The sequence below is a fragment of the Bradyrhizobium sp. HKCCYLS3013 genome, from assembly GCF_051167615.1.
Taxonomy (GTDB): Bacteria; Pseudomonadota; Alphaproteobacteria; order Rhizobiales; family Xanthobacteraceae; genus Bradyrhizobium.
This window is the reverse complement of record NZ_JBNPTK010000001.1, coordinates 115,442-127,526: the sequence shown is the minus strand read 5'-3', so window position 1 is coordinate 127,526 and position 12,085 is coordinate 115,442. Positions and strand designations below refer to the sequence as shown.

Annotated in this window: 11 protein-coding genes; 7 read left to right on the top strand and 4 right to left on the bottom strand. The window is 65.8% G+C overall.

The features are described from left to right. Positions 1–67 precede the first annotated feature (67 nt). The 3 genes from ACQR1F_RS00560 to ACQR1F_RS00550 all read left to right on the top strand — a co-directional run bounded on the left by ACQR1F_RS00560 (position 68) and on the right by ACQR1F_RS00550 (position 2,968). Positions 68–1,111: a glycosyltransferase family 2 protein gene (locus ACQR1F_RS00560; protein ID WP_315801908.1), complete on the top strand. Its 1,044-nt coding sequence runs from the start codon at positions 68–70 to the stop codon at positions 1,109–1,111. Beyond that, positions 1,108–1,950, top strand: a complete 843-nt coding sequence (locus tag ACQR1F_RS00555) for a ChbG/HpnK family deacetylase (RefSeq protein ID WP_434912365.1) — start codon at positions 1,108–1,110, stop codon at positions 1,948–1,950. Before ACQR1F_RS00560 ends, ACQR1F_RS00555 begins: the two co-directional genes overlap by 4 nt. Before the next feature lie 214 nt (positions 1,951–2,164). Then, a complete protein-coding gene (locus tag ACQR1F_RS00550) occupies positions 2,165–2,968 on the top strand; it encodes a DUF2076 domain-containing protein (protein WP_316179480.1) in 804 nt (267 codons plus the stop codon). An 88-nt stretch (positions 2,969–3,056) separates the two neighbouring features. Here the strand turns inward: ACQR1F_RS00550 and ACQR1F_RS00545 are convergent, their stop codons facing one another. Next, a complete protein-coding gene (locus ACQR1F_RS00545) occupies positions 3,057–3,848 on the bottom strand; it encodes a L,D-transpeptidase family protein (RefSeq protein WP_434912364.1) in 792 nt (263 codons plus the stop codon). A gap of 307 nt (positions 3,849–4,155) precedes the next feature. Between ACQR1F_RS00545 and ACQR1F_RS00540 the strand changes: the two genes are divergently transcribed. Beyond that, the gene (locus tag ACQR1F_RS00540; protein ID WP_315801904.1) at positions 4,156–4,935 is read left to right on the top strand and encodes a protein phosphatase CheZ; all 780 of its coding nucleotides are present in this window, start codon (positions 4,156–4,158) and stop codon (positions 4,933–4,935) included. A gap of 114 nt (positions 4,936–5,049) precedes the next feature. Here the strand turns inward: ACQR1F_RS00540 and ACQR1F_RS00535 are convergent, their stop codons facing one another. Next, a complete protein-coding gene (locus tag ACQR1F_RS00535; RefSeq protein WP_316217136.1) occupies positions 5,050–5,556 on the bottom strand; it encodes a hypothetical protein in 507 nt (168 codons plus the stop codon). A gap of 331 nt (positions 5,557–5,887) precedes the next feature. Here ACQR1F_RS00535 and groES point away from each other — a divergent pair, with 331 nt between their 5' ends. The 3 genes from groES (at position 5,888) to ACQR1F_RS00520 (ending at position 9,280) form a co-directional block, all read left to right on the top strand. Continuing rightward, entirely contained in the window at positions 5,888–6,184 is a 297-nt protein-coding gene (groES, locus tag ACQR1F_RS00530; RefSeq protein WP_008961387.1) for a co-chaperone GroES, read from the top strand. A gap of 121 nt (positions 6,185–6,305) precedes the next feature. Continuing rightward, a complete protein-coding gene (gene groL / locus ACQR1F_RS00525; protein WP_315801902.1) occupies positions 6,306–7,949 on the top strand; it encodes a chaperonin GroEL in 1,644 nt (547 codons plus the stop codon). 140 nt (positions 7,950–8,089) lie between these two features. Further along, a complete protein-coding gene (locus tag ACQR1F_RS00520; protein ID WP_316179485.1) occupies positions 8,090–9,280 on the top strand; it encodes a hypothetical protein in 1,191 nt (396 codons plus the stop codon). Positions 9,281–9,568: 288 nt separating this feature from the next. On the opposite strand, the gene ACQR1F_RS00515 is transcribed toward ACQR1F_RS00520, so the two are convergent. Then, on the bottom strand, positions 9,569–9,976 hold the full coding sequence (locus ACQR1F_RS00515) for an META domain-containing protein (protein ID WP_316179487.1): 408 nt from the start codon (positions 9,974–9,976) through the stop codon (positions 9,569–9,571). A 149-nt stretch (positions 9,977–10,125) separates the two neighbouring features. After that, complete coding sequence (locus tag ACQR1F_RS00510) at positions 10,126–11,790, bottom strand: L-lactate permease (protein WP_315801899.1); 1,665 nt, start codon at positions 11,788–11,790, stop codon at positions 10,126–10,128. Positions 11,791–12,085: the final 295 nt, after the last annotated feature.

The window sequence follows — 12,085 nt, the reverse complement described above, 5'->3', positions numbered from 1 at the left end:
GCCGTTCATCGTAGCGACAGGTGAGCGCGACTACCATATGTTGGTAGGAGAACGAGGACTCTGAGCAATGCTGGGAACTGACGTGTCCGACCTGACCACGACCGCGGCCGACGCCGCGTCGCAGGGACTGTCGATCGTTATCCCCGTCTACAACGAGGGCGCGGGACTGACGGCGCTGCACGAGCGGCTGAACAATCTCGCACGCACCCTGCGTCAGCGCTTCGGTCTCGCCTGTGAGCTCGTCTATGTCGACGATGGCAGCCGCGACAACACGCTCGCGATTGCCCGCACGCTGCAGGCCGATGCGCTCGATGTGCAGGTCGTGTCGCTGTCGCGCAATTTCGGCAAGGAGGCCGCGCTGATGGCCGGCCTCGATCATGCCCGGCGCGGCGCGGTGATGTTCATGGACGGCGACGGCCAGCATCCGCCGGCCCTGATCGAGCAACTCGTCACGCACTGGATCAAGGACGGCTACGACGTCGTCTATACCGCCAAGGCGCATCGCGACAACGAGCCGTTCCTGCGCCGGGTCGCCGTTCACGGCTTCTACGCGCTCATCAACTGGGGGGCGCGGCAGAAGATTCCGGAGGATGCCGGCGACTTCCGCCTGCTGTCGCCGCGCGCGGTGGCCGCGCTGCGGCAGCTCCCTGAACGCAACCGCTTCTTCAAGGGCCTCGCGAGCTGGATCGGCTTCCGCCAAATCCGCGTCGACTATGAGCCCGCGGCGCGCGCCCACGGCGTGACGACCTTCAACCTGACGAGCCTGCTCGGCCTGTCGATTGAAGGGCTGACCTCGTTCTCGGTCGCCCCGCTGCGCTTCGCCAGCCTGCTCGGAATCCTGCTGGCCTCTGCGGCCTTCCTGTTCGGGCTCTCCATCCTCTGGGAGACCGTCGTCAGCGGCAAATCGGTGCCGGGCTATCCCTCGCTGATGGTCGGCCTGATGACGATCGGCGGCGTGCAACTGATCATGATCGGCATCATGGGCGAGTATATCGGCAAGATCCTGTCCGAGCTGAAGGCGCGTCCGATCTACTTCGTCGCCGAGCACAGCGAGAAGCGTGCAGCGCTCGATGCACGGAGCGACGGCGCCGAGAGGAACGCCGCCGAATGAGCGCGACGCCGCACCGGCGCATCTGGCTGTGCGCCGACGACTATGGCATCAGCCCCGGGGTCAACAGCGCCATCCGGGACCTGATCGCGCGCGGCCGGCTGAACGCCACCTCGGTGATGACGGTGGGCGCCGCGATCGGGCGCGACGAGGTGGCGGAGCTGACCAGGGTCGCGTCCGACAGCCCGCGTTGCGCCATCGGCCTGCACGTCACGCTGACCGCGCCGTTCCGCCCCCTCACCATGCACTTCCGCCCGTCGGAAGGCGGCATGTTCCTGCCCTTTCCCAAGCTGCTGCGCGCCGGAATGTCCCGCCGGCTCGATCCCGAGCTGATCCGCGCCGAGGTGCTGGTCCAGCTTGCGGCGTTCGGCGAGCTGTTCGGCCGCGCCCCGGATTTCGTCGACGGCCATCAGCATGCCCAGCTCTATCCGCAGGTGCGCGAGGGCTTCCTCGCCGCGGTCAAGGAAGCCGCGCCGGCGGCCTGGGTGCGTCAGGGGGGGCGGAACACGCCGCTGATGCAGCGGCTGACGGCACCGAAGGCGCTGCTGCTGGACGTCCTGAGCGCGCAATTCCGCCGTCATGCCAAGCGGGCCGAGATCGCTTTCAATCCCGCTTTCGCCGGCGCCTATGATTTCAGCAAGACCTCGGATTTCGCCACGTTGATGGACGGCTTTCTGGACGAGCTGCCGGAGGACGGGCTGGTGATGTGCCATCCCGGCTTCGTCGACGACGTCCTGATCGAGCTCGATCCTTTGACCGTCCAGCGCGAGCACGAGCACGCCTATCTCGCCGGCGAGCATTTTCCAGCGCTGCTCGACCGCCGCCGGATGACGCTGGCCTGAACGGATCTTGCGGGCCTGCGACGAACAAAAAGCCGCTCGGCAGCGTTCCTCCTCCTGAGCCGAAGGCAGCATGGAGGTCCAAAACGCCGCGCAAGCCCGAAAGACGCTGTGTCGCATACCGAAATTTAATCCGCGCCCCGGCTGGCCGGGCCACAAAGTCCCCCTAAATCTTGGCCGCGCTTCGCCGGAACAAGGCAAGCGGCAGGAGAACGACATGACACCGCAAGAACGCCAACTCATCGACGATCTGTTCGACCGGCTTGCCAAGTTGGAGAGTGCACCGCGTGATCCGGAGGCCGCCGCCGCCATCGCCCAGGCGCTGCAGCGGGCTCCCAATGCCGTCTACGCGCTGGTGCAGACGGTGCTGGTGCAGGACGAAGCCTTGAAACGCGCCAATGCCCGCATCGAGGAGCTGCAGCACGCCCAGGCCCCGCAGCAGGCTCAGTCCGGCGGCTTCCTCGATTCGATGCGCGACAGCATCTTCGGCGCGGGCAGCCGCGGGTCGGTCCCTAACGTGCCGCCGCCGTTGCCGAGCCGGCCGGTCTGGAACAGCGGCCAGGCGATGCCCCCGGGCTACCAGGGCCAGCCCGGCTATCCCGGTCAGCCCGGCCCCTACGATCAGGGCGGCTTCGGCCAGCCGCGCGGCGGCATGTTCGGCGGCGGAGGCGGCTCATTCCTCGGCACGGCCGCGGCGGCCGCGGCCGGCATGGTCGGCGGCTCACTGTTGCTCGGCGGCATCCGCTCGATGATGGGCGGCGGGTCGCATCAGGCGTTCGGCGACACCACGATCATCGAGGAGCGCGGCGGCGGTGCCAGCCCGTGGAGCGGCGACCAGTCCGGCGGGTCGCTGGCGCGTGACGCCGGTCTCGACGACATCGGCCGCTCGGGCGGCGACAGTGGTCGTGCCGGCCTGTTCGACCAGGCGAACTACGACGACAACGGCAATGACAGCGACGCGGCCGACTTCGATTCCGATGACGGCTATGGCGACGACGACGGTGGCAGCGACTACGCGTGATCCTCCCGGGTCGCAGCCAATTCGAGAATGCAAAGGCCGCCCGGATGGGCGGCCTTTTTCAATGGCCGATGTCGTGCGGTGGCGGTCGTCAGAGCACGATCACCCGGGCACCGACGTTCACGCGGCCATAGAGGTCGATGACGTCCTCGTTGCGCATCCGGATACAGCCTGACGACACGTTGGTGCCGATCGTCCATGGCTCGTTCGACCCGTGGATCCGATACAGCGACGAGCCGAGATACATCGCGCGTGCGCCGAGCGGGTTCTGCGGTCCGCCCTCCATGTGCCGCGGCAGGTCGGGCCGGCGCGCGAGCATTTCCGGCGGCGGCGTCCAGTCCGGCCATTCACGCTTGGCCGAGATCGTCTTCACGCCCGACCAGGTGAAGCCGGGCCGGCCGACGCCGATGCCATAGCGCAGCGCCCTGCCCTCGCCCTGGACCAGATAGAGGAACTTGTTCGGCGTATCGATGACGATCGTGCCCGGCCGTTCTTTGCCGTCATAGTCAACGATCTGTTTCTCGTATTTCGGATCGAGCGGCCGCTGCGTCTGCTCATAGGCCTCCTCATCCGGCACTCCCTGCTGCGGGACCATGCCAGGCGCCAGCCGCTGCGGCTCGTAATAGGACGGCTGCTGCTGATACATCGGCTGTCCCGGCGGAGGCGCGCCGCGGCCGCCTTGCGGATCCCCGAACAGGAATTCGATGAAGCCGCCACCCATGCGCGAGCGTTCGACATAGGCGGTGCGCACCGGCGCGGATTGCTGCGGCGGCCCGCTGTAGATCACGGTCGGCTGCTGAAACCCCTGGGCCGCCGCCCGATCCAGACCTGAATAGAATGCGCATGCGCCGGCCAGCAGCGCTGTAGAGAATAATTTGAACATCGACGTACTCTGTACTGTTTCGTCTGGAGACTGTTCGTCGCGCGAGGCGGCAACGCCGCCGCGTATCGTCAATAAAGAGCAAAACCCGATCGCTTTGGTAAACGCGGGAGGCGCCGGGATTCACCATCGCTGCATACGACGGCGGTTTTGGTGGCTAGCGTTTATTTTGCGTGAAGGCCGGCGGGGCATGGTTAATAGTTGACGCACGATGCACGCCAGCGTTGCTCAACCGCGGTTCCTGGCGTGAACGCGATGTTAAATAGGCTCTGCGTAGAACTGATCCGAACAAGAGGTCAGGGATACTATCATGGCTGTTCGCAAGCGTTTCCGTATCGAAGAAGCAATCGTCGGCCATATGCCGGAGCCCGACTTCGTGGGCGGCGAGATCGGCCCCAACCACAAGGAAATCATGGACGAGCTGCGCGCGATCCGCTCCCAGATGGCCAACGCCATCCGCAGCGGAGGTAGCAACACGGCCAACGCCGCCATCGAAGAATCCGCCGCACGCGAGGTCGCCGAAGCGCGCGCGCTGCTCGAGACGTATCGTGCCCAGATCGAGCAGTGCGAAAAGCTCAAGGTCGAGCTCGACCTGATCCACGACGCGATCAACCGCACCAAGGGCGAGATCGCGACCCTCCATGCCAAGAGCTTCAACGGCGAGGAGATGGCCAAGGTCAACGGCGAGCTCGGCGCGGTCGTCGGCGGCACCGAGCAGGCGACGCAGCAGATCCTCGAAGCCGCGGAGGCGATCGACCAGGCCGCCAGTGCGCTGTCCAAGGTGGACTCGGCCGACCAGCAGAAGATCCTGAGCGAAGAGATCCAGGAGCGCGTGGTGTCGATCTTCGAGGCCTGCAACTTCCAGGACCTGACCGGCCAGCGCATCAACAAGGTCATGACCACCATGAAGTTCATCGAGCACCACATCGTGGTGATGATGGACATCTGGGGCGGCGTCGACGCCATCAAGGCGCATGTGCCGCCGATCGTCGACACCCGCGAGGGCGACGCCAGGCTGCTGAACGGCCCGAAGGCGGCGGGCGAGGTCGGCCACGCCTCGCAGGACGACATCGACGCGATGTTCAACTGAGGTCGGCGGCCAGTCCCAGCGACCGCTTCAGGCCACGTCACCATACAGAACGCCGGCGCAGTCGCCGGCGTTTTTCGTTCGACACTCGACCTTTGCGGGGTGATCGCCCGGATCTCAGGCGCGCGGCCCGCAGCGGACGTAGACCATCGTCTGGTAACGGGTCGCCGCATCCTTGTCGACGAAGCGGGTGATCAGCACACGGCCGTCGAAGGAGACGACCTCGCGGTCCTGCTCGCCGCCGGGCGGTCCGGCCGGGCCGATGTAGTTCTTGCCGCTGGCCGACCCCTTCAGGCGCAGTTCCTGGGGAGTCGCCTGGTCGGCCAGATGCATCACGACACCGCCGGACGTGCCTGCCCCGATGACGTAAGGCTGTTTGCACTGCGCCAGAGCCATCTTCTCGGTGCGCGCGCGGTCATTCGGATTGTTGTAGGCGGCGAGGCCCCATTTGCCCACGAGATCCTCGGGGCGGATCGTCGCCGGAACCTCGGGCTCGACCGGCGCCTCGGTCTGCATGGGGGGCGACGGCGACAGGCTGAAGCCCGTGCACGCTCCCAGAAGCATCGTGAGCGCCGACGCGATCGCGAGATTGGCAACCGGCCGCGCGCACCGTGAACTCGTCATGGCATCCCCTTAGGAACAGAATCGTGGCTGCCCCGTCCGGCAACCAAGCGCAAAACGCTCGTCAGAGCAATGACGTCGGATGACGACGCCGCTCCACTAACATGTCTGGCCCCGGACAACATCCCCCTAACAGCCTCAAGAACGGCTTAACGGCTGGCCGTTGCTTGACAGGAACAGCCGCAAGCCATATTTCCCCGAGCGGTCTTTAGCACTCGGAGGGCGCGATTGCTAAGGCTGCGAGCCAGTTGGCGCCAAGTGGGCGTCAAATGTGGTCGCATTCAGATTTCCTCCGACAGCAACACTTATCCAAGCACCCCAAAAGGGATCCGTCATGGCCAAATCGAAGTTTCGTCCCCTGCACGACCGCGTCGTGGTTAAGCGCATCGACGCCGAAGAGAAGACCAAGGGCGGCATCATCATTCCCGACAGCGCCAAGGAAAAGCCCTCGCAGGGCGAAGTCGTCGCCGTCGGCCCCGGCGGCCGCGACGAGAGCGGCAAGCTGATCCCGATCGACGTCAAGGTCGGCGACCGCGTGCTGTTCGGCAAGTGGTCCGGCACCGAGGTCAAGCTGGACGGCGAGGAGCTCCTGATCATGAAGGAGTCCGACATCATGGGCGTCGTCGCCTGATCCCGACCTGTCGGGGGCGGCGATCAGCCGCCCCGGGCGAAAATGCTCTGCAACCTCGTTCCAGCGACAGACGGGCGATCACGCCCCTCGCCGTCGAGGTCTACTCCAGGAGAATTTTGAAATGGCAGCCAAGGACGTCAAATTCGCCGGCGACGCACGCGACCGCATGCTGCGCGGCGTCGACATTCTCGCCAACGCCGTCAAGGTGACGCTCGGCCCGAAGGGCCGCAATGTCGTCATCGAGAAGAGCTTCGGCGCTCCGCGCATCACCAAGGACGGCGTCACCGTCGCCAAGGAGATCGAGCTGGAGGACAAGTTCGAGAACATGGGCGCGCAGATGCTGCGCGAGGTCGCCTCCAAGACCAACGACACCGCCGGTGACGGCACCACCACCGCGACCGTGCTGGCCCAGGCCATCGTGCGCGAGGGCGCCAAGGCCGTTGCCGCCGGCATGAACCCGATGGACCTCAAGCGCGGCATCGACATCGCGGTGGCCGCCGTGATCAAGGACATCGAGAAGCGCGCCAAGCCGGTCGCTGCGTCCTCCGAGGTCGCCCAGGTCGGCACCATCTCCGCCAATGGCGACGCCGCGATCGGCAAGATGATCGCCCAGGCGATGCAGAAGGTCGGCAACGAGGGCGTCATCACGGTCGAGGAGAACAAGTCGCTCGACACCGAGGTGGACATCGTCGAAGGCATGAAGTTCGACCGCGGCTATCTCTCGCCCTACTTCGTCACCAATGCCGAGAAGATGACCGCCGAGCTCGACGACGTCTACGTGCTGCTGCACGAGAAGAAGCTGTCGGGCCTGCAGGCCATGCTGCCGGTGCTCGAAGCCGTGGTGCAGTCGGGCCGTCCGCTCCTGATCATCGCCGAGGACGTCGAGGGCGAGGCGCTCGCCACCCTGGTCGTCAACCGCCTGCGCGGCGGCCTCAAGGTCGCGGCCGTAAAGGCGCCGGGCTTCGGTGACCGCCGCAAGGCCATGCTCGAGGACATCGCGATCCTGACCGGCGGTCAGCTGATCTCGGAAGATCTCGGCATGAAGCTCGAGAACGTCACGGTGAAGATGCTCGGCCGCGCCAAGAAGGTCGTGATCGACAAGGAGAACACCACGATCGTCAACGGTGCCGGCAAGAAGGCCGATATCGAGGCACGCGTCGGCCAGATCAAGGCGCAGATCGAGGAGACCACCTCGGACTACGACCGTGAGAAGCTGCAGGAGCGTCTCGCCAAGCTCGCGGGCGGCGTCGCGGTGATCCGCGTCGGCGGCGCGACCGAGATCGAGGTCAAGGAGAAGAAGGACCGCGTCGAGGACGCCCTCAACGCGACCCGCGCTGCGGTGCAGGAAGGCATCGTCCCCGGCGGCGGCGTGGCGCTGCTGCGCGCCAAGAAGGCGGTCGGCCGCATCACCAACGCCAACTCGGACGTCCAGGCCGGCATCAACATCGTGCTGAAGGCGCTCGAGGCTCCGATTCGCCAGATCTCCGAGAACGCCGGCGTCGAAGGCTCGATCGTGGTCGGCAAGATCCTGGACGAGAAGTCCGAGACCTTCGGCTTCGACGCGCAGACCGAGGACTATGTCGATATGGTTGCCAAGGGCATCATCGACCCGGCCAAGGTGGTCCGCACCGCGCTGCAGGACGCCTCGTCGGTCGCCGGTCTCCTGGTCACCACCGAGGCCATGGTCGCCGAGCTGCCGAAGGATGCGGCTCCCGCGATGCCGGCCGGCGGCGGCATGGGTGGCATGGGCGGCATGGGCTTCTGAGCCCTGTTTTCGACATCTCACATTCAGGAAGGCCGCCTCCGGGCGGCCTTCTTTTTGGCCGAGTGTCCGCGCCGGGGGTGCAGCGACCGCAAATCGGCGCTACAGCTTAAGGCCGATTCTGCCCCCACAAGGATTTTCAGATGCGCGCGATTTTGCTTGCGCTGGCCGTGATTGTAGCGGCCGCGCCGGAACTCGGTTGGGCCCAGAGCAAGAGCGGGACCAAGGCCCCCGCCAACGAGACGCGGTATTTCACCGCGATCGACGGTCTGATGGACGGCAATGCCGACGTGATCCTGAAGGAGACGCGCCAGGGCAAGACCGTCACCGCCGCCACGCTCGACGTCTGCTATCCCGTCGCAAAGAATTCGGATCGCAAGGACCGCTTCGTGGTCGGCCTCACGGTCAACGGCCAGACCTTGACCGGCGCGACCCAGAGCAACGGCGCCAAGGAGCCGGTCACGGTGAAGCTGAATCGCAAGCCGACCGGCGACACGTTCGAGTTCCGCGGCCAGATCACGATCGGCAAGAGCGTCACCGAGGTGGCGTCGACCGACAACTCCGACGTCAGCGAGAAGGAATTCCAGGAGAGCCAGTCGAGCGACGACGGCATCAGCGCCCAGCCGAAGGACTTCACCGACGTCTCGCCCGAGGCGGTCTCGGTCCGGCTCAAGCTCGACGCCATGACCGACTTCCTCAAGAGCCTGAAGGGCGAGAACGTCGAAGTTTCGCTGTCGAGCCTGATCGTGAGCTGCGATGCCTTGCGCGCGGGCGAGCAGACCATCAGCATGACGGTCGACCCCGACCGCGCCGGAGCGTTGATCGCGAAGGCGCGGGCCATGAACGGCGTGGTGACGGCCGGCTGGACCGCCGGCACCGTCGAGATGGACCGCACCATCCGTTTCGCGGCTGCCGACTGGCGCGACGGCGACAAGATCAACAAGGACAAGCTCGCAAACGCGATCTCCGACGTCCTGGCCCGGACCTACAATGCCAAGCCGACGAGCGCGGCGTGGAATCCGGTCAGCGGCAAGCTGAAGCTGACGTTGAAGCGGCCGAGCCAACTGATGCCGGCCCTGGAACTCACCGACGTCATCGAGGTCACCGGCCTCGTCTCGGCGGACAAGCCGGGCGGCGCGGACGCGCTGATGCTGTGGATCAGCAGCCCGAGCACGACGACGATCGACGAGAGCTCCGCCGCCAAGCTGATCCTGTCGGACGAATCATCCGGCGACGAGGAGGGCGACACCCGTGACGATGGCGGCGCCATCGACGAGCTGGCGAAGGCCTTCAAGGCCAAGCGCTGGGACGCGGACAACTCGGTCTGGAAGTGAAAGAGCGGCGGGCGCGCAGTCGACCGGTGCGCGCCCCCTTTCTTCAATTGGCACGGCGCATATGGCAACCCGTTGTGCGCTCACGTCTCTCTCCAGGTCGTCATGGCCGGGCTTGTCCCGGCCATCCACGCCGATCGGCATCCTGGGACGGACGTGGATGCCCGGGCCTTCGCCGCGCCGAAGCGGCTGCGGCCGCGCAGGCGGGACGAGCTCGGGCATGACGGAGTAACTGACCAGCAGGGTTGCTGGTCTCAGCAGCTTTTCATCTTCACAGGCGACCGCCCTGCCTCAGTTCGTATTGAGCCGGAAGCGCAGCGTCTTCGGCCCGATGAAGATGATCAGGTCGCCCTGACGCTTCCAGTTGGTCGCCGCGCTCAGCGCCGCGATCAGCTCATCGTCGGCCTGGGCGCGCGCCGCCGGGCAGTTGCGGTCCTCGATCCTGCTGGCGATGAACACGATGGTGTTGCCGGCAACTGAGAACTGGCCCTTGCCGCCCTTGCACCACAGCTCCAGCACGGTGTCACCGTTATCGCCGATGTCGAGATCCGGCACCCGTTTCGAGCCGGGCTGCGGCAGCGCATCGAGCGTCATCTCCATGCCGAAGGGAAACTCCTCCGCCGAGGCGGCGGCGAGCGCCAGCCCCGACATCGACAACGCCACCGTCGCCACGGCGCAGCCACGCTTCAACACTTGCATCGTTCCCCTTCACACCAGTCACACGCAGGGCTCGCCTTCCAGGCGATGGCCGTGACTCCCGCCAGCACGGCTCCCGCACAAATGTGTTCCAAACATAGCAAGCCCCGCGCCGCAGCTGCGGCGCGGGGCTTTTGTCGCAGACGGTGTTGCTACTTCAGCACCATCGCCGTGAACGGATAGACATAGGCCTGCAAGGTGACGAACAGGCCGACAAGACAGGCCAGCACGATCGAATGCAGGAAGACGTAGCGCAGGATCGAGCTCTCATGGCCGTACCAGTTGGTGGCGGTCGAGGCGACCACGATCGACTGCGCATCGATCATCTTGCCCATGACACCACCGGAGGAGTTGGCGGCCGCCATCAGGACAGGGGACAGGCCGAGCTGCTCGGAGGTGATCTTCTGCAGGTTTCCGAACAGCACGTTCGAAGCCGTATCCGATCCGGTCAGCGCCACGCCCAACCAGCCGAGCAAGGTGCCGAAGAACGGATAGAGCACGCCGGTCGCAGCAAAGGCTAGGCCGAGCGTGGCATCGACGCCGGACAGCCGGGTCAGCGTGCCGATCGCGAGCATCGCCGAGATCGTGATCAGCGAGATCGCGCAGAGACGGATGGTGCGGCCATATTCCGCGATCAGCTTGCCCGGTCCGACACCCATCAGGAAGCCGGAGATGATCGCGGCGATCAGCATGCCAGTGCCGGTGAAGGTCAGGTAGGTGAACGAGAACACTGCGCCTTCCGGCGTCGGCTTCGCAGCCACCGGCGGCATCTTGTTGATCAGCTTGTCGAGCTCGGGCACCGGATAGTTCCAGGTGAAGATCGAGTTCGCCCAGGCCTTGAAGGCGCCGTTGCCCCAGATCAGCATGACGACACAGACGATGATCCAGGGCAGCAGCGCGCCCCAGAGCTCGGCTTGCGTCAGCGGCGTACGGTCCAGCGGCTTCGCTGCCGTCATCGTGGCGGCCGATTCGTCACGCCCGCGCAACGCCGGCGACAGCCACAGCTGCCTCGGCTGCCAGACCTTCAGGAACAGGATCAGCGCGCCCATCGAGATCAGCGAGGCGCCGATGTCGACGATCCACGGGTTGACGTAGTTCGAGATCAGGAATTGCGGCACCGCGAACGAGACGGCGGTGACCAGGATCGCCGGCCACACGTCCTTCATGCCCTTCCAGCCCGCGAACGCCCAGATCACCCAGAACGGCACGATCAGCGAGAACATCGGCAACTGCCGGCCGACCATGGCGCCGAGGATGTAGGGGTCGAGGCCGGTGACCGAGGCGAGGCCCTGGATCGGCGTGCCCAGCGCGCCATAGGCGACCGGGGCGGTGTTGGCGATCAGCGACAGGCCGGAGGCCGCGAGCGGCGAGAAGCCGAGGCCGATCAGCACGGCACCGGTGATCGCCACCGGTGTTCCGAAGCCGGATGCGCCCTCGAAGAACGCGCCGAACGAGAAGGCGACCAGCAGCAGCTGCAGGCGCCGGTCTTCCGTGACGCCGCCGATGGCGCGCTTCAGAAGCTCGAACCGTCCGGTGGAGACCGTGACCTGGTAGAGGAAGATGACGTTCAGGACGATCCAGCCGATCGGAAAGAACCCGGTGATGACGCCCAGAAACGTCGCGCGCAGCGACATGTTGGCGGGCATCGTGAACACGAAGATCGTGATCAGGTTGGTCAGGATCACGGCGATGATCGCCGCGATGTGTGCCTTGACCTTGCCACTGGCGATCAGCACCAGCAGCGTCACGACCGGGACGGCGGCGGCCAGCGTCGACAGCGCCGGGCTCCCCAACGGGTCGTAGATTTGATTCCACATCGTGACTTCTCCCCCCACGTTCTTGTCGTTGGACCCCGTCCGGCGGGACGGATCAGGTCTGCTCGCCAGGCCCCCAAGCCTGGCAAAGGTCGGAAAAGGCGATCACAAAACCGGCAACGCCCAACTCTGCTCAAATTCTCGCGAAATCTGGCGGCGGTCGCAGTCCCTCTCCCCTGCCCCATGCTACGGTTTGTCACACGCGACCGACAAGCCGGCGGCCACCCGCCAGATTACGACTTTAGTCTAGGCAGGCGGCGACACCAGCGATTTTCTCGTTTTTCGTCAGCCTGTTAAG

Coding starts and splice junctions, on each gene's coding strand:
- ACQR1F_RS00560 (WP_315801908.1), top strand. CDS start 68: ATGCTGGGAACTGACGTGTCCGACCTGACCACGACCGCGGCCGACGCC.
- ACQR1F_RS00555 (WP_434912365.1), top strand. CDS start 1,108: ATGAGCGCGACGCCGCACCGGCGCATCTGGCTGTGCGCCGACGACTAT.
- ACQR1F_RS00550 (WP_316179480.1), top strand. CDS start 2,165: ATGACACCGCAAGAACGCCAACTCATCGACGATCTGTTCGACCGGCTT.
- ACQR1F_RS00545 (WP_434912364.1), bottom strand. CDS start 3,848: ATGTTCAAATTATTCTCTACAGCGCTGCTGGCCGGCGCATGCGCATTC.
- ACQR1F_RS00540 (WP_315801904.1), top strand. CDS start 4,156: ATGGCTGTTCGCAAGCGTTTCCGTATCGAAGAAGCAATCGTCGGCCAT.
- ACQR1F_RS00535 (WP_316217136.1), bottom strand. CDS start 5,556: ATGACGAGTTCACGGTGCGCGCGGCCGGTTGCCAATCTCGCGATCGCG.
- groES (WP_008961387.1), top strand. CDS start 5,888: ATGGCCAAATCGAAGTTTCGTCCCCTGCACGACCGCGTCGTGGTTAAG.
- groL (WP_315801902.1), top strand. CDS start 6,306: ATGGCAGCCAAGGACGTCAAATTCGCCGGCGACGCACGCGACCGCATG.
- ACQR1F_RS00520 (WP_316179485.1), top strand. CDS start 8,090: ATGCGCGCGATTTTGCTTGCGCTGGCCGTGATTGTAGCGGCCGCGCCG.
- ACQR1F_RS00515 (WP_316179487.1), bottom strand. CDS start 9,976: ATGCAAGTGTTGAAGCGTGGCTGCGCCGTGGCGACGGTGGCGTTGTCG.
- ACQR1F_RS00510 (WP_315801899.1), bottom strand. CDS start 11,790: ATGTGGAATCAAATCTACGACCCGTTGGGGAGCCCGGCGCTGTCGACG.